Origin of the sequence: Camelimonas fluminis, assembly GCF_014656355.1 — a bacterium.
Taxonomy (GTDB): Bacteria; Pseudomonadota; Alphaproteobacteria; order Rhizobiales; family Beijerinckiaceae; genus Camelimonas; species Camelimonas fluminis.
Map to the genome: position 1 here is coordinate 101,085 of NZ_BNCG01000012.1, position 20,402 is coordinate 121,486.

The following is a 20,402-nucleotide window of genomic DNA, read 5'->3' on the forward strand; positions in this document are numbered from 1 at the left end:
TGTTTTCAGCAACAGGGCCGCCCGCCAGCTCAGATCAGCTTGCCGACCCCTTCCGGGCCGACGTCGATTCCGAACCCGGAGACGCCGCCGCTCTGCAACTCCGACCCCATGGCCGAGAGGGATTCCTCGCGGATCAGGGTCTTGAGGCGGTTGACGAGGTCGACGAACGCCGGGGTCTGGGTCATGGCCGCCGTGCGCGGGCGCGGCAGCGGCACGGTGATCTCGGCCTTGATGCGGCCGGGACGGGAGGTCATGACGTAGATGCGGTCGGACAAAAACACCGATTCATCAATGTCATGGGTGATGAACAGCACGGAGATGCGAAAGCGCTGCCACATGTTGGTCAGGATTTCCTGCATCACCGTGCGGGTCTGGGTGTCGAGCGCGCCGAAGGGCTCGTCCATCAGCAGCACCTGGGGGCTGGTGGCCAGCGCCCGGACGATGCCGATGCGCTGCTTCATGCCGCCGGAGAGCTGGTCCGGATAATGGTTCTCGAAGGCGAGCAGGCCGGCGAGACCAAGCAGGGTTCGGGCGGAGCTTTCGCGCTGGCTCTTCGCCACCCCGGCCATGCGCAGCCCAAACTCGACGTTCTTGCGCACGCTCAGCCAGGGAAACAGCGAGTATTGCTGGAACACCACGCCACGGTCAGAGCCGGGGCCGGTGACCGGAACGCCGTCCACCGTCAGGGCGCCGGACGTCGGCCGGACAAAGCCGGCGGCGATATTGAGCAGCGAGGACTTGCCGCAGCCCGAGGGGCCGATGAGCGAGACGAACTCGCCGGGCTGGACGGTGAGGTCGACGTTCCTGACCGCCTGGACTTTTGCGCTGCCGGAGCCGAAGACCACGCCGATATCGCGCGCCTCGATGAGGCCTCTGTTCAGTTCGCTCATTTCCTGCCTCCCGGTGCAAAGGCCAGCCAGGGCATGACGATCACGCCGGCGAGGCGGATGGCGCCGCTGCAGATGAGGCCGAGCACGCCGATGGTGATCATGCCGAGAACGATGGCTGGGTAGTTGACGAGGGAGTACGCCTCCCATGTGTAGTAGCCGACGCCGTACTGGCCGGAGATCATCTCGGCGGCGATCAGCGACACCCACGCCACGCCCATGCCCACGGTCAGGCCGGTGAAGATTTGCGGCAGCGACGCGGGCAGGATCACATGCCAGAACAGCCGGGGTTCGCTGGCGCCGAGGCATTTGCCGGCGCGAAGCAGCACGCCGTCCATGCTGTGCACGCCATGCACGGTGTTCAGCAGGATCGGGAAAAACGCTCCGATGAAGGTGATGAACACAATGCTGGCCTCGCTGGTCGGCCACAGCATGATCGCCATCGGCACCCAGGCGATGGCCGGGATCGGCCGCAGGATTTCCACCGCCGGCATGAACATCTCCCGGACCCGGCGGTACTGACCGATCAGCAACCCGAGCGGCGCGCCGATCAGGATGGCGATGAGGAAGCCGGAGAGAATGCGGCGCAGGCTGTAGGCGACGTTGACGTAGAAGTCGCCGCTGGCCAGGACCTTGACCGCTTCTTCATAGACGGCCCAGGGCGTCGGAATGTTTTTGAAGCGGATGTAGAACTCCAGCTGGTAGCGGGTGCCCACATACCAGAACAGAAACAGGCTCCCGACCGAGATGACGCCGAGCAACATGGTCAGCGCCTTGCGCTGCGCCAGGTCGGCGATGGATTGCAGCAGCGCCGATGGCGGGCGCACGGTGGGCTGCGGCGCGGCGGGCGCAGCCTCGGGCTGGCTCCGGGGCGCCTTTTCCGGCGGCGTCGGCGGGGCCTTGTCGATCAGATAGATGGGCGCTGGCTGCATGGCGGTCGCTCGAAACGGAGAAATGGCGGGCGGGGACGGCGGCAGGCCTCACGGGCTCGCCGCAAGCGCCTCCGACCAGGTGGCGAGCTTGCCGTTGTGTTTTGCGGCGAAAGCTTCGGCGTCCTTCTTGAGCAGGAACGGCGTCACCGATTGCTGCCCTGACGCACCCGTGAGCGCGTAGAAGGCGGCGTCGGCGAAGACCTTGATGCCGAGCGCGTTGTCGACAACGTAGACGGCGGCGGCTTTCTTGCCCTCTGCCTCGAATGTCTTCACGCCTTTCAGGGTGCATTCGGGCGAGCTGAGCGGGATGATGTCGCCGCCGGCGATCCAGATTTCGCCGGCCTTCTTCGCGTCCGTCACCGGCCTGTCGCAGACCGGATCATGCCCGCCGACCTGATAGCCGGCCAGCGACGCCTTCTGCTTTTCGTAGTCGAGGCCCCGTTCGGCGAACGCCTTGCGGACAAAGCTGTCGTTGACCCATTTGCCGATATCCATCGGCTTGATCATCTTCAGATTGTCGAGGACGCCATAACCGGTCCTGAGCGCGTCGACCTCAAGCGGCTTGATGGTTGGGTCGAGGGTGTGGACGCCGCCGGGACCAAGGAAAACATAGACGACTTCCTTGTCGATCCGGGTCCAGTCCTCGATCTTCTGCGCCGCGTCCTTTGGATTGGCGCGCACCCAGTCATTGGCCTCCATCAGGGCCTTGATGTAGGCGACGACGATCTCGGGATACTTCTCGCCGAAATCCTTGCGGACGACGACGCCGTGAAAGGTCGGGACGCCGGTCTCGGCGCCGTCGAAAATCTTGCGGGCGAAACCACGACGCGGCAGCAACTCGGCGAAGGGCACGAAGTCGCCGTGACCGTCGATGCGCTTTTCCTGCAGGTTGGTGGCGCCGACTTCGGGCGACTGCGAGACGAGCTTCCAGAAGCTGGCCGGCGCGCCGCGGGCCTGCAACGCCTGCAACATCATGCCGTGGGCCGCGGAGCCGAACGGAACCGAAACGGCCTTGCCCTTCAGGTCGCCCAGTTCGAAATAGGGCGAGTCCTTGTGCACGACGACGCCATTGCCGCCGCCGACCGGATTGTAGGCAATAACGGCGACAAGCTGGGTTTCGTTGCCGGAGGCCTGTCCCGTGGCGCCGTTCACCAGCAGCGGATAGTCGCCCATCATGCCAATCTGAATGGTGTCCGCCATCATGCCATTGGTGATCGGCGGTCCCGAGGTGAAGTTCTGCCAGTTGAACCTGTAGCTGACGTCCTTATACTTGCCGGTCTTCGGCAGATGCTTTTCAAGAAGCCCCAGCTCCTTGAGAACGACGCCGCCAGTCGCCGTGTTGGTCGTGGTGTTCTGCGTGCCGATGCCGATGGTGATGGTTTCAGCCAGAACGGGTGACGATGCGGCGGCGGCGGCGAAGAACACCGCGGGCAAAACGCCGGAATAGCGGCAATAGTCCCTGAAAGAACGCATTGCTTTCCCCTCTAGTTCTGATCTCCGCCCGACGCGGAAGGGCGTCGGGGTCGGTGCTTCCAGGACACTCCCTGCAAAAGGCGGGCCAGATGCGGAGATGTCGGCGGGGCGACGCGCGGGTCGCCGGCAATGCAGCCGGCCTTCCGTTGCGTGATGATCAGACTTTCCGGCGCGGGGAGCGGCGCGGCAACGCGGATCCGAGCTGGCTGGCAACCGGTTGCCGAAAAACCGTCGTTGCCTAAATCCCAGGCGCCGTTGGCGCCCGCCAGGCGGGCGTAAAGCCAGCGCATTGCGCAGGATCCGGCGGCATGAAAACAGGCGCGGGCGCAACCAATTGCAAAGGAAGCAAGAGGGGCCGTGGGACAAGGGAGGATCGGGGAGGTGATCGACAGGCGGCCATCCAGGCCCACGACCGGACGGATGAGGCGCACCCCTCCCCTTTCTCGCAGTCATCCATCGCCTGCGGATGTGTAGCAGCGCACGCCGCCGCGGGTCGAAGCCGGCTATGTTTGCTTGGAAGCGGGGATGCTTCCGGGGGACAAAGACATGAGCGCCATCAAATCAGCCGGTTCGATCATTTTCGCCACGCCCATCGGTTGGGCCATGATGGCGGCTGGCCTGATCATGGCCATGCAGGTTTCGGGGGCCTGAGCGGCGATCCGCTGAGAGCCTGGCGCCGGGGTCGGACGATCAGGATCAGGGGTCGGTTTTCACCGCTGAACCGGCCCGCAGCGCCGCCAGCGCGTCCGGTTGCAAAACCACGATGCGGCCGTCGCGGATATCGATGACGCCACGCTCGCCCAGTTGACGAATGCCGGTCGATACGCCCTGCCGGGTAACGCCTGTCATGTGGGCGAGGTCGGCGTGGGTGAAGGTTGCGGCGATCATCGTCCCCCCCTGTTCTTCCACCCCATAGAGATCGGCCAGGTGAAGCAGCAGATAGGCCAGCCGCTCCTGGGCGGAGCGGGTGCCGAGCATCTGCGCCAGGGCTGAATAACATTTTCCCTTGAAAATCAGGCCTTCCATCACCCGCATGGCCAGCGCCGGGATGGCGGCGACCATGCGTTGCAGGGCGTTGCCAGGCAGGTGGATGACGGCGCTGTTCGCCGCCGCGGAACCCGACCACATATGCACGCCGCGCCGGAAAATCTCCGGCCCGCCAACGAAGTTCCCCGGGTGCCAGTAGGCCAGGGTGATCTGCCGGCCGGTGGGCGCGGTGTAGAACACCTTGATGCGGCCGGTTTCGATCAGATAGATGCCGTCCTGCAATGCTCCCTGGGAGAACACGCGGGCGCCGCGTTGCACCACCAGCCGCCGGCCGGCCGCCAGCACCTCAGCCACCTCCTCCTCCGTCAGCCCATCCAGCAGATAAGGCGCGCTGCTCCGGCGCAGGCTGGAATCGCCCACGAGCATGGCGCCGAACCGGACCCCGCCGGCGACCTGCGGGGGATGCTCCGATTTTGACGATCTGACAGCCAATAGCTCCTGCTCCTTTCCTGGCGGACCTGCGCCTGACGGCGGCATGAGCAACAGGCCGCCCTGATCACGCGCTTCACCCAAGCAAAACTGGCGCCAGAACCGGGGACGGACCTGCGGGACCCATCATAACGGCTCCATTGGGCCGGGGATCATGTCAGCGAGGATGCGGGCGGCGGATTACGCTGGAGACGGACCTGATCCAGCAGGCGCGCAGGCGGCGCAGGCGGCGCCCGGTTCGGGCGGGGAATGACGCGCCAGCCGGGCGGCCAGCGTCGGCGCGAACTGGCAGGATTGGCAAAAGGTGGCAGCGCGATCTGAATGCCTGCGTTCGTCACGCCGGCTCATGGTTCAATTTCGTCGGAGAAAACCCCGATGGCTGGAAGCCCTGCCATCCCACGACCACGCCACTCTGGCCTGGCTAACATGCGGCGCCCAAGACGCGAATTTGCATTCTACAGTCGACCGTTGACGCCCCTCCCCGGCACGGAAACGTCCGCCGCTTTCCGGAGCGCGCTCCCGTGTCGGAGGCGGTCGCTTCCGCCGGATTCCACGATCCGGTGGAAGCGCGGGAGACTTCCGCCTCACCTTCCGATCATGCGCCAGACCAGATTTTTCTGGATCTCCGTCGCGCCGCCATAGATCGTCACGGCGCGTCCGAACATGTAGCCGCCCATGGCCGGCGCGGCGAATGCCGGAACCAGCGGCATGGTCTCACGCCAGCCGTCATGCGCCCGGTCGGCCCACGCCGCGCCGCCGCGGCCCGCCAGGTCGATGGCCAGCTCGGTGATCTTCTGCTGGATTTCCGTGGCCTGGATCTTCAGCACCGACACCTGGGCTGGCGTCGTCTGGTCGGCGGCGATGAGCGCGTTCAGCACCATTTTCTCGAGCAGGCCCACGGCGATCTCGCTCTCCGCATGACGGCGGATGAAATCGGGATCGTCAGCCATGACGCCGCCGAAGTCCGACGGCAAGGTCGCCGCCAGTTTGCGCAGATGGTCCAGTTCGGCCTTGCGGCGGGAGACATGGGCGTAAGACAGACGCTCGTTCTGCAGAAGGAAGGTGGCGTAATGCCAGCCCTTGCCCTCCTCGCCGATGCGCTGGTCAACCGGCACGCGCACGTTCTCGAACTCCACCCGGTTGAGGTGGTGGAACCCGTCGATGGAGACGATCGGGTGCACGGTAATGCCCGGCGACGACATCTCGGCGCAGATGAAGCTGATGCCCGCCTGCTTCCGCTCCTCGCGCGAGGTTCGCGCCAGACAGAAAATCCAGTCCGCCCACTGGGCGTAGGACGTCCAGATTTTCGTGCCGTTGAGGATATAGTGGTCGCCGTCGCGGTCAGCGCGCAATCCAAGGCTGGCCAGGTCAGAGCCGGATTCCGGCTCGGAATAACCCTGCGCCCACATGGCTTTCGAGGACAGAATGTCCGGCAGCCAGCGGCGCTTCTGCTCGTCGGTGCCGAAAGTATAGATCACCGGGCCGACATAGATGAGCGCCATCGGCTGCAGGGTGGGCGCGCCAGCGCGGTCAAGCTCGTCCTCGAAGACATAGCGCTGGACCGGGTCCCAACCAGGGCCACCATGTTCAGCCGGCCACGTCGCCGCGAGCCAGCCCCGCGATTGCAGCGCCTGCTGGGAGCGGATCTGGTCCTCCCGCGACAGCACGCCGCCGGCGCGCGCCTTGGCCAGAATATCCTGCGGATATTCTTCCTGCAGAAACCGGCGCACCTCCTGACGAAAGGCGCCATGCAGCGCATCGCCCAAACTTTCTTGCGAAGTTGCCTGCAATGCCGCCTGGTTCTTCATGTGACGCCCCGTTCGCTGCGTTTCCTGCCGATGCTCTTGTATCGAGCGCTCTTCCAGTCCTCTTGCCTCATGTGCGGCGGGCCGACAAGCCAGGAACCTGTCAGGGGACCTGCTGCGGGGCCGGCAGCCTGCTTGCCCAATCCGGCGAATACCGTCACATGTCGTGGCAACGAACTGAACGATGATGGGTGGAAAATGACGTTCGCGCCGGATGAAGCACAGGCCCTGTTGAGAAATTCGGTGTCGCAGTATCTGCGGGCGAACTACGGCTTCGAGCGCAGGCGCGCCATTCTCGCGGACGGCGGCTTCTCGCCGCCGGTGTGGTCGGAATTCGCGTCAGGCATGGCGATTCTCGGCGTCGCGGCGCCCGGGGCTGACGGCAGCGTCGCCAACGCGATGATCGTCATGGAAGAACTTGGCAAGGCCCTCGTTCTCGAGCCCTACCTCGAAACGGCGATCATTGGCGTCGGCCTGCTGGGTCGCCACGATGCGCCGCTGGCGCGCGAGTTGCTCGCCGGCGCCCTGGCCGGCCAGGTCCGCACCGCGTTTGCGGCCTGGGACGCCTCCACCCGTCATGCCCTGGAAGACGTCGCCACGAGCGCGCGCCAGAGCGACGGCGGCTGGGTGATCGAGGGCAGGAAATCCGTGGTCATGGGCGCGCCCTCGGCGACGCACCTGCTGGTGAGCGCCCGCACCTCGGGCGGCCAGCGCGACCGCGACGGCATATCCCTCTTCGTGATCGAACGCGGCGCTCATGGCGTGTCGGCGTACGACTACCGGCTGATCGACGGTCGCGGCGCCTCGGACATCGTGCTGGAGCAGGTGCGTGTTCCGGCCGACGCCCTGCTGGGGGAAGCAGGCGCCGCGCTGCCGGTCATTGAAGCCGTCATGGACGAAGCCATCGCGGCGCTGTGCGCCGAGGCGGTCGGCGTCATGCGGCGCATGCTTGACGACACCGTCGCCTATACCCGGCAACGCCGCCAGTTCGGCCAGGCGCTTGCCGATTTCCAGAGCCTGCAACACCGCATGGTCGAGATGTTCATGGAGCTGGAGCAGTCCGCCGCCGCCGTGCAGATACTGGTCTCCAGCCTCAACGCCGACGCGACGGAGCGCGCAAGGGCGGCCTCGGCCGCCAAGGCGACCATCGCCAGATCGGCGCGGTTCATCGGCCAGAACGCGGTGCAACTGCACGGCGGCATGGGCATGACCGAGGAACTGCCGCTGGGACACTACTTCCGTCGGGCGACCGTGATTGAGAGCCAGTTCGGCTCGCGAGACTACCACGTCGCCCGCTACGCCCGGCTGGGGCGGCACGCCGGCGCCGTGGACGCCTGAGCATGGACGAACAGGGCGACGGCGCGCCGCCCTTTCAACCGCGACGCCCGCCCTCATGGCCGCCAGACGCTGACGGGCACAGGATGCCCATGAAAAGCGGGCGCGCATAAAGATCCACCACATTGGCCGGCGATGCGTCCGGAACCCACCGCCTGGCCGAAGCAGAGGCATTGATCATGCCGCTGACCATCTGGGCGGCGATGGCCTGGTCGACAGGCCGGATCGACCCGTCGATGACGCCGTCGGCGATCACCCCGGCGAAGTGTTCGGAAAGCTGGTGCATGGTGCGCCAGATCCCGTCCGCCACGGTCGCGGGCAGCCGGCTTCGCGCGGTCATGCGCAACAGGGGGCCATCGGCGGACAGCTGAAACCGCACCAGCGCTGATGCGGCCGCGCCCAGTTTCTCCCAGCCGGTCTCACAGGCCCCGGCAAGTTGCTGGGCGCGCCGGATGACCTCGAACGAACGCTCAAAACAGGCGACAACGAGATCATCGATATTGTCGTTGTGGTGATAAAACGATCCCCGGGTGACCTTGAGCTCCGACGATATGCGCTCCACCGTGGCGAACCGCGCGCCCTCTTCGTTGATCAGCCGGGTGGCGACGCGAAGAAACGCGTCAGGCGAGACATCGTCCATGACGGCGGCGGCCGTCAGCGTGGCGACAGGCGGCGGCGTCCAGACAGCGCCTGCGCCGCCAAGGCCATGCAGCAGGATATCCGCGGCGCGGCGGGCCGCCCTGGCGTAGCCGGCGACCTCGTGCCGGTCGATCCAGTAACGGGCCCATTGCGCCAGTGTGAACAGCAGATGCGCCCGCGCGTTCCGCTCCGCATGCGTCAGTTGCGCCGGGTTGGCGCTGTCGATCAGATCACGGACGCGCCGGAACACCTGGGCGTGCCCGGCGCCGACGTCCGTGCGTCCGTCAATCAGGGTGCTGACGTCGGAGAAGGTCACAAAGTCCGGCCGCTCACCACGCTCGACATCTGCAAGCAGTTGAAAAAAGCCGGTCACGAAAGCCGCGACTTTCTGTTCCGGCCCTTCAGCCTTCCCGGCGTCGGCAAGCAGTTCCTCAAAAACCTCCACCGACCGGCGCATGCAGGCGAGAACAAGATCATCTTTCTTTTTGTAGTAATAGGTCACGCTGCTGGTGGCGAGGCCGACGCTGCGGGCGACGTCGGACAACGTGACGTTGCGAATGCCACGCTGGTTAAACAGAAGGGCGGCGGCGTCGAGAACGGCCTCACGCTTGCGCATGAACCGGCGGGTCTGCCCCTGGCCTGCGACGGCCTCGTCCGTCATGCCCGGGCACGCTCCAGGGCCGCGCCGCAGATCCTCAAAATGCTGGCTCCGCTCACGCCACCCATCCCTTGCGCTCACCAACGCCATGGCCCGACGCCGCGGCGGGCCGCCAGCGTCATGGCCAGAATTCGCCTGTCACTCCGGGCGTCCCGGAGAAACGCCAGGAAACGTCCCAAGAAACGTCCCAGCAAACGCCGCAGGCAGAACTGACCATACACCATTTTCGAAAAACGCCAGCCATGCGCGCGAGGCGACGCGATAGCCACCGTCACGCGAGTTAAATCCGCATGAGTTAAAATCACTGCATGTGGTCATCACGCCATGCACCCGCCAGCGGCGCGACAGCGCGTACACCGCGTTCGATTTGCCTTGACTGAGGACGGTCAGACAACGCATATGCAGGTGGAGAAATTCTGGCTTGAGCGTTTTTTCGCGAAGTGGGCCCCGCTTCGCGCGAGGAAAGCGCGACCGTTCAAAAGCATGGGGCGGGATCCGGTTCAGGCATGAACGGATTTTGCTCCAGCTCATGCGGCCCGCATGAAATCGCATGCGAACCGCCAATCGCAGAAAACAGACGACAGGCGGCCTGCCGGGGGTCAACGTGCGCCACGGGGCGCAAACGCCTGCAGATAGCCGTTCGAAAAATAACACGTAGGGAGATCGAAATTGACGAAAGCAGCATATACGCCGCGCCAGACGCCTTATTCGCTGTCGCCAGACAGCGAGTTGAACGACCTGCGCATGTCCGAACAGGCGCGGCCGCTGTTCGATCACGTCAAGCGCTTCATCCGCGACACCGTCGATCCGATGTCGGTGGAGTATTACCGGCTGGACGCGACGAAGAAAGATCGCTGGGGCTTCGCTCCGGGCCAGCTTGAGTGCCTGCAGAAGGCCAAGGACCAGGCCAAGGCCGAAGGCCTGTGGAACTTCTTCCTGCCCGACGCGGAATCCGGCGTCGGCCTCAGCAACCTCGACTACGCTTACATCGCCGCCGAACTGGGCAAGAGCCCGCTCGCTTCCGAGGTGATGAACTGCTCGGCGCCGGACACCGGCAACATGGAAGTGCTGGAGCGCGTCGGCACGCCCGAGCAGAAGAAGCAGTGGCTTGAGCCGCTCCTGAACGGCGAGATCCGCTCGGCCTACGCCATGACCGAACCGGGCGTCGCCTCCTCCGACGCCAAGAACGTCAGCACCACCGCCGTGCTCGATGGCGACGAGTGGGTGATCAACGGCGAGAAGTTCTACATCTCCGGCGCCGGCGACCCGCGTTGCAAGATCATGATCACCATGGTCAAGACCAGCCCGGACGCGCCTCCCTCGAAGCAGCAGTCGCAGATCCTGGTGCCGATCGACGCCAAGGGCGTCGAGATCGTCGGCCCCATGCACGTGTTTGGTCATGACCATGCGCCACGCGGCCACATGCACATCCGCTTCAACAACGTGCGCGTGCCGAAGGAGAACATCCTGCTCGGCGAAGGTCGCGGTTTCGAGATCTCGCAGGTTCGCCTTGGTCCGGGCCGCATCCATCACTGCATGCGCACCATCGGCAAGGCCGAGAAGGCGCTGGATCTGATGGTCGAGCGCGGCAACACCCGTGAAGCCTTCGGTCAGAAGCTGGCCCTGCTCGGCGGCAACCTTGAGCACATCTCCCGCGCCCGCATCGAGATCGAGGCCATGCGCCTGATGGTCCTGAAGGCCGCCAAGGCCATGGACGTGCTCGGCAACAAGGAAGCGCGCGTCTGGGTCAGCATGGTGAAGGCCATGGTGCCGGAAAAGGCCTGCCGCATCATCGACCAGGCCATGCAGATCCACGGCGCCGCCGGCGTCTCCCAGTGGTTCCCGCTGTCCGAACTGTACACCGACGTGCGCCACCTGCGCTTCGCCGATGGCCCGGACGAGGTGCACCACATGGTCGTCGGCCGCTACGAGATCAACATCTGATCCACGCTGGGCGGCGCCTGTCGCCGATGAAGCAAAAACGCCCCGGGCCAGCGCCCGGGGCGTTTTTGCATGCGTCGCCATAAACAGGGCCAGCCAGAGCGTTTCCAGTGGAACGGAGCAGCTTCCGGCCGGCAACGCGGCCAGTCAGACAGGGCGAAAACCCGTTCAGTGGAGCGGATCTTCGCCCTGGGGCCTAACTCAGAACTGCGGCGTACGGTGGAGCAGCGCCAGCGCGACCGCCGACATGTCCTGGGCGCCGTTGACGACCTCGCGCTCGGTGGAAATGTTGCCGTCGAGCGCACGGCGGTAGACGCCCTGGGTGATCGACGCCAGACGAAAAGCCGCGAACGCCAGATAGAAATTCCAGTCGTCGATGCCGGCGCGTCCGGTGCGGCGGCAATAAGCGGCGACGTAGTCCGCCTCGGTGGGAATGCCGCTCCGGGTGAAGTCGACATGCTTCAGGCTGCCGAGTTCGACGGAATCGGTGTGCCACATGAAGCAGTTGTATCCGAGATCGGCGAGCGGGTGGCCGATCGTCGACAGCTCCCAGTCAAGCACCGCGATGACGCGCGGCTCCGTGGGATGGAACATGACGTTGCCAAGACGATAGTCGCCATGGGCGATGGTTGAAGCGTCATCGGCGGGAATGCGCGCCGGCAGTTCCTCCAGCAGACGCTCCATGGCCGGAATGTCTTCGGTCTGGGCGTCCCGGTACTGCTTCGTCCAGCGCTTGAGCTGTCGCGCGAAAAAATCGCCGCTGCGGCCAAAATCTCCAAGACCGACCGCGTTGTAATCGACCTTGTGCAGCCGGGCGAGCGCGTCGTTCAGGCCATCATATACCGCCGCCCGTTCCGCCGGCGAAAGATCCGGCAGGGTCGCGTCCCGGAACACGCGTCCATCCAGAAAATCCATGACGTAGAATTCGGTGCCGACAAGCTCCGGATCATCGCAATAGTGGCGCATGACCGGAACCGGCACATCGGTCTGCGACAGCGCCTGCATGGCGCGATGCTCGCGATCGACCTGGTGGGCGCTGGCCAGCAGCTTGCCTGGCGGCTTCTTGCGCAGGACAAAATGCCGGTCGCCATCGGGCGCTGCTGTCGACAACAGAAATGTCGGGTTCGACGCGCCGCCGGCAAACTGGCGGACGTTCATGTTCGCGCCGAAATTCGCAATCCGCGCCGCCAGATAGTCTTCAAGACGTCCAGCATCAAAGCGGTGCGCCGGCAATACGTCCCGGAGCGGCAAATCGCCCAGATTCATTGCGTTTCCATCCCTGTCATCAAGCACTTGCGTTGGCGCGCATGCTGCACGGGCGTTCCCCAACGTCAATCCCACAGCCCCGCTTGGGCGGGATTTCCCCCGCCATTGACCGGCGCCGCCTGACGCGCGCCCCGGTCGGCGCGACTGACGCTCCGCCCTGCCCGTTCTGATGCCGATGACGCCGCCACCCCAGGGGCCAGTCTCGCCTCTGGTTACGTAATTGGGATCGACAGCCCAGGCATTGCTGACTAGTTTTTTCCGACGCGGCAAAGACCGCGCTCGCAAGGAGAGGAAACCTCATGAAGTCTTCAGGACTTCCAGCATGCCTCGCGCTGGTCGCAAGCATGTTTTTGGGAGACGCCGCGGCGTGGGCCGCGGCAAAGCAGTACGATACGGGCGCCAGCGACACGGAAATCCGGATTGGCCAGACCGTGCCGATGAGCGGCCCGGCCTCTGCGTATGGGCTGATCGGCCGCGCCGAGGCCGCCTATGTCCGCATGATCAATGCGCAGGGCGGCGTGAACGGGCGCAGGATCAATCTCATCCAGTACGACGACGCCTATAATCCCCCCAAAACCGTCGAGCACGTGCGGCGTCTGGTTGAGCAGGATGAGGTGCTCACCACATTCCAGATCATCGGCGCGCCGGCCAATGCGGCCGTGCAGAAATATCTGAATGCCCGGAAAGTCCCCCAGTTGCTGGTTTCAACGGGCGCCGCCCGTTTTACCGACCCCAAAAACTATCCGTGGACGACGGCGTTCAACCCCGGCTTCAAATCAGAAGCAAAGATTTACGCCGCTTACCTCCTGAAGGAACATCCGGCAGCCCGGATCGGCGTCCTGTATCAGAACGACGACCAGGGGCGCGATTACCTCAACGGTCTGAAGGAAGGCCTCGGCGACAGGGCCCGGACGATGATTGTCGCGGAGGAGCCTTACGAACTGGCTGACCCGACGATCGATTCGCAAATTGTGAAGCTCCGGACGTCGGGCGCGGACGTGCTGTTCGCTGTCACCTCGCCGAAATTCGGCGCCCAGGCCATTCGCAAGGTGGCGCAGATCGGCTGGAAGCCGGTCTACATCATCGACAGCAACAGCGCCCCCAGCGAGACGCTGCGGCCAGCGGGCTTCGACAACGCCCGGGGCATTATCTCCGCGACCTACGTCAAGGACCCGACCGACGCCCAATGGGCCGACGATCCGGGCATGAAGCGTTTCAAGGCGTTCATGGCGCAATGGATGCCCGGCGAAGACCCCAACAGCGGCATCGCCATGTATGGTTACATGGCGGCGAAACTGCTGGTTCACATTCTGGGCCAGGCGGGCGATGACCTGACGCGCGACAACATCATGAAGCAGGTCACCAACATCCAGGGGTTTGACCCGGATCTCATGTTGCCCGGCATCACGACGGCGACGGCGAACAGCTACAAGGTCAACCGGCAGATGCAGATGATGCGCTTCGACGGCGCGCGCTGGATCCGCTTCGGCGAGATCATCACCGATCGGTCAGAGGCCAACTGACCCATTCGCGGACGGCGCGCGGCGAGCCAATCTCCAACCGCCATCCGCGTGCATTCCGGCGGGGCCAGCGCTCAGGCGCCGGCCTCCAGTATGCGCGCCAGGAAATCGTCGTAGTCGGCCCGGGTCATGCGGATGGCCTGATGAATTGCCGCCCGGTCGGCGTTGAACATCAGCTCCATCGAGAAGCCACGCATGGCGGCGATCATCGCGCGGGAGCGGATGCGCAGCGGCTCCGCATCCACGACGCCGGCTTCCGCCGCCATCCGCGCAATGTCGGCGTCCATCACGCGCTCAATGGTCTCGGCCAGGGGACGCAGGCAGGTCGCCAGCTCCGGCTCCCAGCGCGCGGCAAGCAGGATCTCGTTCAGCGCGAACGCTTCCGGCTGACGCTGAACATCCTCGATGATGTGGCAAAGGGCGCGGAGCCGGGCGACGGGATCAGCCAGCGTATCGAAGCGCCGGCAACCGGCGTCAATCATACCGGTCATCGCGAAGCCGGCCGCCGCCGCCATCATGTGGGTGCGGGTCTGGAACTGGTGCAGCAGCGAGCCCCGGCTCACCCCGGCCGCCTCGGTCACCGCCTGGGTCGTCGTCGCAGAGTAACCAACGGCGTTAAGGCAGGAAACCGTCGCCTCCAACAGCCGGCGTCGCGTATCGCGCCCCCGCGGCGTCAAGGCGCGACGTCTGGCGTCAACCAGAACATCGTCAGCGTCAGTTGTCCGGGTTCGCGTGTCTGTATCCTGCGCAGTCATCAGCCTGTTCACGGTTTTGCGCCTTCCTGGATCAAGGTCATACCAGATCATCGACGTCGACGCCGCATGGTTGCCCGGCTGCTCATCCGCCGTCCGGCGTGATCACCCGCAATGCCGGCCTGCCAGGTTCCCTCATCAAAATTTCTAGTCACGATTGACTACTTATGCCACCCGCCATAGCGTTCCAGCAACGGGGAGCGTCCGGAGACGACGCCCGCGTGGAGGACCGGGGTTCGCAGGCCAGGCTGTGACGCCAGCGCGTCGGGGCAATCCAGCAACAACCATCTTCCGCTTCAACAGGCGGCGACCTGCCAGCAAGGCGCAGGCGCCAGGGGAGGTTGCTCATGTCCACGTCGTTGCCAGCCAAATTGCGTTTTGGCGCCTTCATCGCGCCGTTCCATCCGCCGGATGAGAATCCGACGCTCGCGCTTGAACGGGATATTGAGCTGGTGCAGTGGCTGGACCGGCTTGGCTATGAGGAAGCGTGGATCGGCGAGCACCATTCCGCCGGTTACGAACTGATCGCCAGCCCGGAGCTGTTCATCGCCACCGTGGCGGAGCGCACCAGGCATATCCGCCTCGGCACCGGCGTCTCGTCCCTCAGCTATCACCACCCGCTGATGCTGGCCGATCGCATCAACCAGCTCGACCACATCACCCGTGGCCGGGTGATGTTCGGCGTCGGACCCGGCGCACTGCCCTCGGACGCTTACATGATGGGCATCGAGGTGGCGAAGCAGCGCGACATGATGGATGAGGCGCTGGACGCGCTGGTTCCGCTGCTGCGCGGCGAAACGGTCAGCCGCAAGACCGACTGGTTCACCCTGCAGGACGCGCGATTGCAGATGACGCCGTACTCCCGCCCGTCCGTGGAGATCGCCGTCGCCAGCCAGGTGTCGCCCACCGGCGCGCGGGCCGCCGGCCGCCATGGCGCCGCCATCCTGTCGCTGGGGGCCACGAGCGCTGGCGGCTTTAACGCCCTGTCGTCCAACTGGGCGATCGGCGAGCAGACCGCCGCTGATCATGGCAAGGCCATGAACCGCAACGCATGGCGACTGGTCGGTCCCATGCACATCGCCGAAACCCGCGAGCAGGCCCGCGCCAACGTGCAGTTCGGCCTGGAAAAATGGCTGTTCTATTTCCGCGAGGTGGCCGCGCTGCCCATTTCGGTGGAAGCCGGCGTGGATCCGGTCGACGCCATGAACGCGACGGGCCTCGCGGTGATTGGCACGCCGGACGACGCCATCGCCCAGATCGAGCGTCTCGAAGCGCAATCAGGCGGCTTCGGCGCCTATCTGCACCTGGCCCACAACTGGGCCAATTGGGACAACACCAAAAAATCCTACGAACTGTTCGCCCGGTACGTCGCGCCGAAGTTCCAGCAGCTCAATGTCAATCGCGAAGCCTCGATGAACTGGGCGAAGGACAATCACGCCGCCTTCCTCGGCCAGCAGGTGCAGGCCGTGGGCGCGCGCGTGGCCCAGCACATCGCCGAGAAGGGCGCTGACAATATCAGTCCCGAAATTCTCGAAGCCATGGGCATGGGCGACAAGACCAGAGCCGCCCAGTAAAATCTTCGCCGCAGGGGGCGTGAGCAAACGTTCGCGCCCCAACGCGGCGTATAATCTTCTTTTCAGATCCGGTTGCCCGTGGGGGTCCTGCTGGTCAGGCCACCCGGCGGCGACCGGACGCACACCGGAGACGGTGCATGAACATGACGCATCCGCCTGACTGGAGGCGCCCGCTCATCCTTGGCGTCGGCGGCACCACCCGCCCGGGCTCCTCCACCGAAAAGGCATTGCGCATCGCCCTCGACAGCGCCGCAGACGCTGGCGCCGAAACCATCGCGCTGGTGGGCGAAGATCTCGACTTCCCGATGTACGCGCCGCATCATCCCGAGCGGACGGCGAAGGCAGCGCGCTTTATCGGCCTTGTCGCGGCCTGCCAGGGCCTCGTCATCGCCTCGCCCGGTTATCATGGCATCGTTTCGGGGCTGGTGAAGAAGGCGCTCGATCATGTCGAGGATTTGCGCGACAGCCCGCTGCCGTACCTGGAAAATCGCGCTGTCGGATGCATTGCCTGCGCCGCCGGCTGGCAGGCCACGGGCTCGACGCTGGTCAGCCTGCGCTCCGTCGTCCATGCCCTGCGCGGTTGGCCGACGCCTCTGGGAGGCGCCATCAATACCGCCCAGCCGGATTCCGGCCTCGACGCCGGCGCCCGCGCGCAGTTGCAGACGATCGGTCGCCAGGTCGTGCACTTTGCCAGAGCGACGGGCGCCCTGGCCGCCCTGACCTCCGAAGCTGGCCAGGTCCACGAAGCCAGAGCAGGCTGAGGAACCTGTCGCCCCCAGGGCGCGCCCGCCAACGGGCGACGCCTTACGAGGCGCTGTCAGGGGCCCAGCCGTAGCCCTGAATTGACGGATTTCCTGTTCCAGGACGTCGTCCCTCTGCCAACCTCCCTGGACGCTGGCAAAAAGCCAGGACCCGGGAACCCCAAGACCGCCCTCACCTGCCCGGGGCTGCGCCCCCCAAAATGGTTCCGGCGCAACCATCGCCATGTCGGCGCAGCGCGCCTGTCTTGCAGAAAACGATAACGCGCCGTCTGCCGGATTGCGGCATAACATCCAGAAGCCTGGCCGAAACAGCTGTTTCAGTCAGGAAACAAAAAACAAAATAAACTCAAACGAAAGGGATGAGGAAATGCTGACTCGGGGTGATGATTTCCCATTACATCAAACCAGTGAACCCATCGCATTTGCCGGAACGGACCGTAATTTTTACGATCGCTATTTCTTCAACGGCTACAGTCCCGACGGGTCGGTGTTCTTCGCTGCGGCGATGGGCTTTTATCCGCAGCTTGGCATTGTTGACGCCGCCTTCTGCGTCCTGGCTGGCGGCGTCCAGTACAATCTGCGCGCCAGCCGCCGGTCCGCTGGTGAACGCCTTGATCTGACGGTCGGTCCCATCGCCATATCGATCGATGCGCCGCTTGAGGTCATCACCCTGCGCATCGCCCCGAATGATGGTCCCCTCGCTGGTGAACTGACGTTCACCAGCCGGCATTTTCCAATTGAAGAGCCACGCTTTATCCGCCGCAACGGCACGCGCCTGTTCATGGACTACACCCGCATGACCCAGAACGGCCACTGGCAGGGCTGGCTGTCCATCGATGGCGCGCGCGTGACGGCGGGTCCAGGCTGGAGCGGCACCCGTGATCGCAGCTGGGGCATCCGCCCGGTCGGCGCGCGCGAACCGCAACCGCCGCCAACCGGCAGTTTCTCGCAGTTCTTCTGGCTGTGGACTCCGTGCAATTTTGACGATCGCTCGCTGTTTTTTCACACCAATGACGACGCGGCGGGCCAGGCGTGGAACCGTCGGGCGGTCATTGCTGCCGACGGCGGAGCCGAGCGCCATTTCGACGGCGCGACGTTCTCCGTCGACTGGAAACCGGCAACCCGCCGCATCGCCCGGCTGCACGCGGAGCTCGCGCCAGGCCGCGCGCTGACGCTTGCGCCGGCAGGGCCGGTATTTGCGATGAGCGGCCTCGGCTACGGACATCCGGAATGGGGCCATGGACTTGATCATGGCGCGAACCTCGCCGTGGCGCACGACAGCCTAGATGAGGCTTCGCGAAACTGGTCCAATCCACTGGCCATGCACATTCAGGCCCTCGTCACCGCCGAGTTGACGGGCGATGGCGCCCAGCGTCGGGGTCTTGGCGTGCTGGAGCAGATGTTCGTCGGTCCCCATGCGCCGACCGGACTATCGGGCCTCATGGAGCCGACGCCATGACCTTCCCGACAACGCCTGAAGCCATGAACCCGGCCTGGCTGGCGACGGCTCTTGGTCAGGGGGCTGACGCCCTGCGCGGTTTTTCCGCGGAGAAGGTCGGCACCGGGCAGATGTGCGACAGCTTCCGCCTGATGCTGGACTGGCGCGACGGCGCGACCGGCCCGTCGAGCGTCATCATCAAATGCCCCAGTCATGATGAGGCCAGCCGCCATATCGCGGCGCTGACCGGAACCTACGTGAAGGAGGTCAGCTGGTACCAGGAGCTTGCGGCCGGAAGCGGCGTCCCTGCGCCCGTTTGCCATCATGCGGCCATCGCGCCGGACGACGTCAATTTCATCCTGGTGCTTTCTGACCTCGCCCCGGCTCGCCAGGGCGACCAGCTGGCCGGGCTTGAGCTCGACGCTCTCAAACCGTGCATCACAGCGGCGGCGCGGTTGCACGCACTCTTGTGGAATGACCCGCGTCTCGACCAGCTTTCCTGGCTGGCGCGGGACAGCGGCGATACCGTCCGCGCGCTGTTTCCCCGGTTTTATGAGGGATTCAGGGAGCGCTACGCCAGCCGGCTGGCGCCCGAGGTGCTGGATCTTGGCGCCGGCCTCGTCCAGCGCCTGGACGCCTATCTGGCCCGCAGACATGCGGCGCGCACCCTGGTTCACGGCGACCTGCGCATCGACAATGTGCTGTTTGCGCCGGATGCCCCGCAATGCTGGCTGGTGGACTGGCAAACCCTGGGACGCGGCAGCGGCGCTACCGATATCGCCTATCTGGTCGGCACCAGCATCGCCGACCCGATGGAGCGCGCCGCAGCGGATCGGCCCGCATTCGACCATTGGATCAAGGGGCTTGCCGCAGCCGGCATCACGCCGGACGCCGACGGATTGTGGACCGACTACCGCATCGGCGCCCTCAGCGGTTACTTCATGGCAGTGTTTGCCTCCATGAGCGTGGCCCGCACCGAACGGGGAGATGAAATGTTCGCCGTGATGGCCGAGCGTCCTGCGCGCCAGTCGCTGGCACTGGGCAGCCTCGATCTGCTCTGAGGGCCTCGTTGGCGGGCGCAGCTTGCCGCGAACGAGCACCGTCCGAAATTGCAACATGTACAAACGGAAGAACACAATTCGGTTTGAGGATTCTTGGTTTGGTTTTTGTCTGTTTCACCTAGATGCCGTAATGGGCCTGCGCTCCCCTGCTCTGTGAGTTGAGGTGGCTGTCCTGGACTTGTAACGATTTTGCGCCGGTCACCTATCTCACTATGCCACCTTGGCTTCGAATGCGAGGGGGCTGATGCCGCCCAGATATGAGTGTCGACGACGGGTGTTGTAGAACCCGTTGATGTACTGGAAGATGGCGGTCTCGGCCTGGCGCCGTGTCGGCCAGCTTTGCCGCCAGATCAGCTCTGCCTTCAGCGATTTGAAGAACGTCTCGACAGCGGAGTTGTCGTAGCAGTTGCCCTTGCCACTCATCGACGGTCGCAGGCCGTAGGCCTGCAGTTTCTTCTGGTAGTCGTAGGAACAATACGGACTGCCGCGATCTGAGTGGAAGATGCAACCTTCCGGCGGTCGGCGCAGCCGAACGGCCATGTCCAGCGCCCTGATCGCCAGATCCTTCTTCATCCGGTCGCTGACCGCCCAGCCCACGACGCGGCGACTATGCAGATCGAGGATAACGGCAAGATAGAGCCAGCCCTCTGACGTCCAGATATAGGTGATGTCTCCAGCCCATTTGCGGTTGGGTGCATCGGCCGCGAAATCGCCATCTAGCCAGTTGGCCGCGACACCCAGGCGGTGGTGGCTGTCGGTCGTGACCTTGTGCTTGCGGGTGCGAACCGGCTTGAGCGAGTTGATCCGCATCAGCCGACCAACCCGACGCTCACCGACATCGAGGCCGGCCTCCTTCAACTCCATCGTCATACGAGGACGACCAT

The 20,402-nt window shown here is 64.9% G+C and carries 17 protein-coding genes; 7 read left to right on the forward strand and 10 right to left on the reverse strand.

All coding sequences use genetic code 11. From position 1 onward, the window contains the following. Positions 1–29: 29 nt before the first annotated feature. From IE243_RS13950 to IE243_RS13970, 5 genes are all read right to left on the reverse strand, one after another. A complete protein-coding gene (locus tag IE243_RS13950; protein ID WP_191320003.1) occupies positions 30–890 on the reverse strand; it encodes an ABC transporter ATP-binding protein in 861 nt (286 codons plus the stop codon). Then, positions 887–1,819 (reverse strand): ABC transporter permease, encoded by a 933-nt coding sequence (locus IE243_RS13955; RefSeq protein WP_191320004.1) that lies wholly within the window; start codon positions 1,817–1,819, stop codon positions 887–889. Before IE243_RS13955 ends, IE243_RS13950 begins: the two co-directional genes overlap by 4 nt. A gap of 48 nt (positions 1,820–1,867) precedes the next feature. Next, entirely contained in the window at positions 1,868–3,292 is a 1,425-nt protein-coding gene (locus IE243_RS13960) for an ABC transporter substrate-binding protein (RefSeq protein ID WP_191320005.1), read from the reverse strand. A gap of 696 nt (positions 3,293–3,988) precedes the next feature. Next, complete coding sequence (locus IE243_RS13965; RefSeq protein ID WP_244643167.1) at positions 3,989–4,771, reverse strand: Crp/Fnr family transcriptional regulator; 783 nt, start codon at positions 4,769–4,771, stop codon at positions 3,989–3,991. A gap of 581 nt (positions 4,772–5,352) precedes the next feature. Further along, a complete protein-coding gene (locus tag IE243_RS13970; protein WP_191320006.1) occupies positions 5,353–6,576 on the reverse strand; it encodes an acyl-CoA dehydrogenase family protein in 1,224 nt (407 codons plus the stop codon). A 195-nt stretch (positions 6,577–6,771) separates the two neighbouring features. On the opposite strand from IE243_RS13970, the gene IE243_RS13975 reads away from it, so the two are divergent. Further along, positions 6,772–7,911: an acyl-CoA dehydrogenase family protein gene (locus IE243_RS13975; protein ID WP_191320007.1), complete on the forward strand. Its 1,140-nt coding sequence runs from the start codon at positions 6,772–6,774 to the stop codon at positions 7,909–7,911. Positions 7,912–7,945: 34 nt separating this feature from the next. Here the strand turns inward: IE243_RS13975 and IE243_RS13980 are convergent, their stop codons facing one another. Further along, positions 7,946–9,208 carry a TetR/AcrR family transcriptional regulator gene (locus IE243_RS13980; protein ID WP_191320008.1) on the reverse strand — a complete coding sequence of 421 codons (1,263 nt, stop codon included), beginning with the start codon at positions 9,206–9,208 and terminating at the stop codon, positions 7,946–7,948. A 135-nt stretch (positions 9,209–9,343) separates the two neighbouring features. Beyond that, the gene (locus IE243_RS13985) at positions 9,344–9,736 is read right to left on the reverse strand and encodes a hypothetical protein (protein ID WP_191320009.1); all 393 of its coding nucleotides are present in this window, start codon (positions 9,734–9,736) and stop codon (positions 9,344–9,346) included. Positions 9,737–9,874: 138 nt separating this feature from the next. Between IE243_RS13985 and IE243_RS13990 the strand changes: the two genes are divergently transcribed. After that, positions 9,875–11,149: an acyl-CoA dehydrogenase family protein gene (locus tag IE243_RS13990; RefSeq protein ID WP_191320010.1), complete on the forward strand. Its 1,275-nt coding sequence runs from the start codon at positions 9,875–9,877 to the stop codon at positions 11,147–11,149. A 198-nt stretch (positions 11,150–11,347) separates the two neighbouring features. Here the strand turns inward: IE243_RS13990 and IE243_RS13995 are convergent, their stop codons facing one another. Next, positions 11,348–12,412, reverse strand: coding sequence for a phosphotransferase family protein (locus tag IE243_RS13995; RefSeq protein WP_191320011.1), 1,065 nt, complete (start codon positions 12,410–12,412; stop codon positions 11,348–11,350). A 299-nt stretch (positions 12,413–12,711) separates the two neighbouring features. Between IE243_RS13995 and IE243_RS14000 the strand changes: the two genes are divergently transcribed. Then, the gene (locus IE243_RS14000) at positions 12,712–13,935 is read left to right on the forward strand and encodes an ABC transporter substrate-binding protein (RefSeq protein WP_191320012.1); all 1,224 of its coding nucleotides are present in this window, start codon (positions 12,712–12,714) and stop codon (positions 13,933–13,935) included. A gap of 71 nt (positions 13,936–14,006) precedes the next feature. On the opposite strand, the gene IE243_RS14005 is transcribed toward IE243_RS14000, so the two are convergent. Next, complete coding sequence (locus IE243_RS14005) at positions 14,007–14,687, reverse strand: TetR/AcrR family transcriptional regulator (RefSeq protein WP_191320013.1); 681 nt, start codon at positions 14,685–14,687, stop codon at positions 14,007–14,009. 344 nt (positions 14,688–15,031) lie between these two features. Between IE243_RS14005 and IE243_RS14010 the strand changes: the two genes are divergently transcribed. The 4 genes from IE243_RS14010 (at position 15,032) to IE243_RS14025 (ending at position 19,518) form a co-directional block, all read left to right on the forward strand. Beyond that, positions 15,032–16,258, forward strand: a complete 1,227-nt coding sequence (locus tag IE243_RS14010; RefSeq protein WP_191320014.1) for an LLM class flavin-dependent oxidoreductase — start codon at positions 15,032–15,034, stop codon at positions 16,256–16,258. A 137-nt stretch (positions 16,259–16,395) separates the two neighbouring features. After that, entirely contained in the window at positions 16,396–17,019 is a 624-nt protein-coding gene (locus tag IE243_RS14015) for an NADPH-dependent FMN reductase (protein WP_244643168.1), read from the forward strand. 367 nt (positions 17,020–17,386) lie between these two features. Then, positions 17,387–18,478, forward strand: a complete 1,092-nt coding sequence (locus IE243_RS14020; protein ID WP_191320015.1) for an Rv3169 family protein — start codon at positions 17,387–17,389, stop codon at positions 18,476–18,478. Continuing rightward, positions 18,475–19,518, forward strand: coding sequence for a phosphotransferase (locus tag IE243_RS14025; RefSeq protein ID WP_191320016.1), 1,044 nt, complete (start codon positions 18,475–18,477; stop codon positions 19,516–19,518). Before IE243_RS14020 ends, IE243_RS14025 begins: the two co-directional genes overlap by 4 nt. Before the next feature lie 210 nt (positions 19,519–19,728). Here IE243_RS14025 and IE243_RS14030 read toward each other — a convergent pair. Further along, positions 19,729–20,402 (reverse strand): IS3 family transposase (locus IE243_RS14030; protein ID WP_191320017.1); only part of this gene is annotated, 674 nt, incomplete at its 5' end.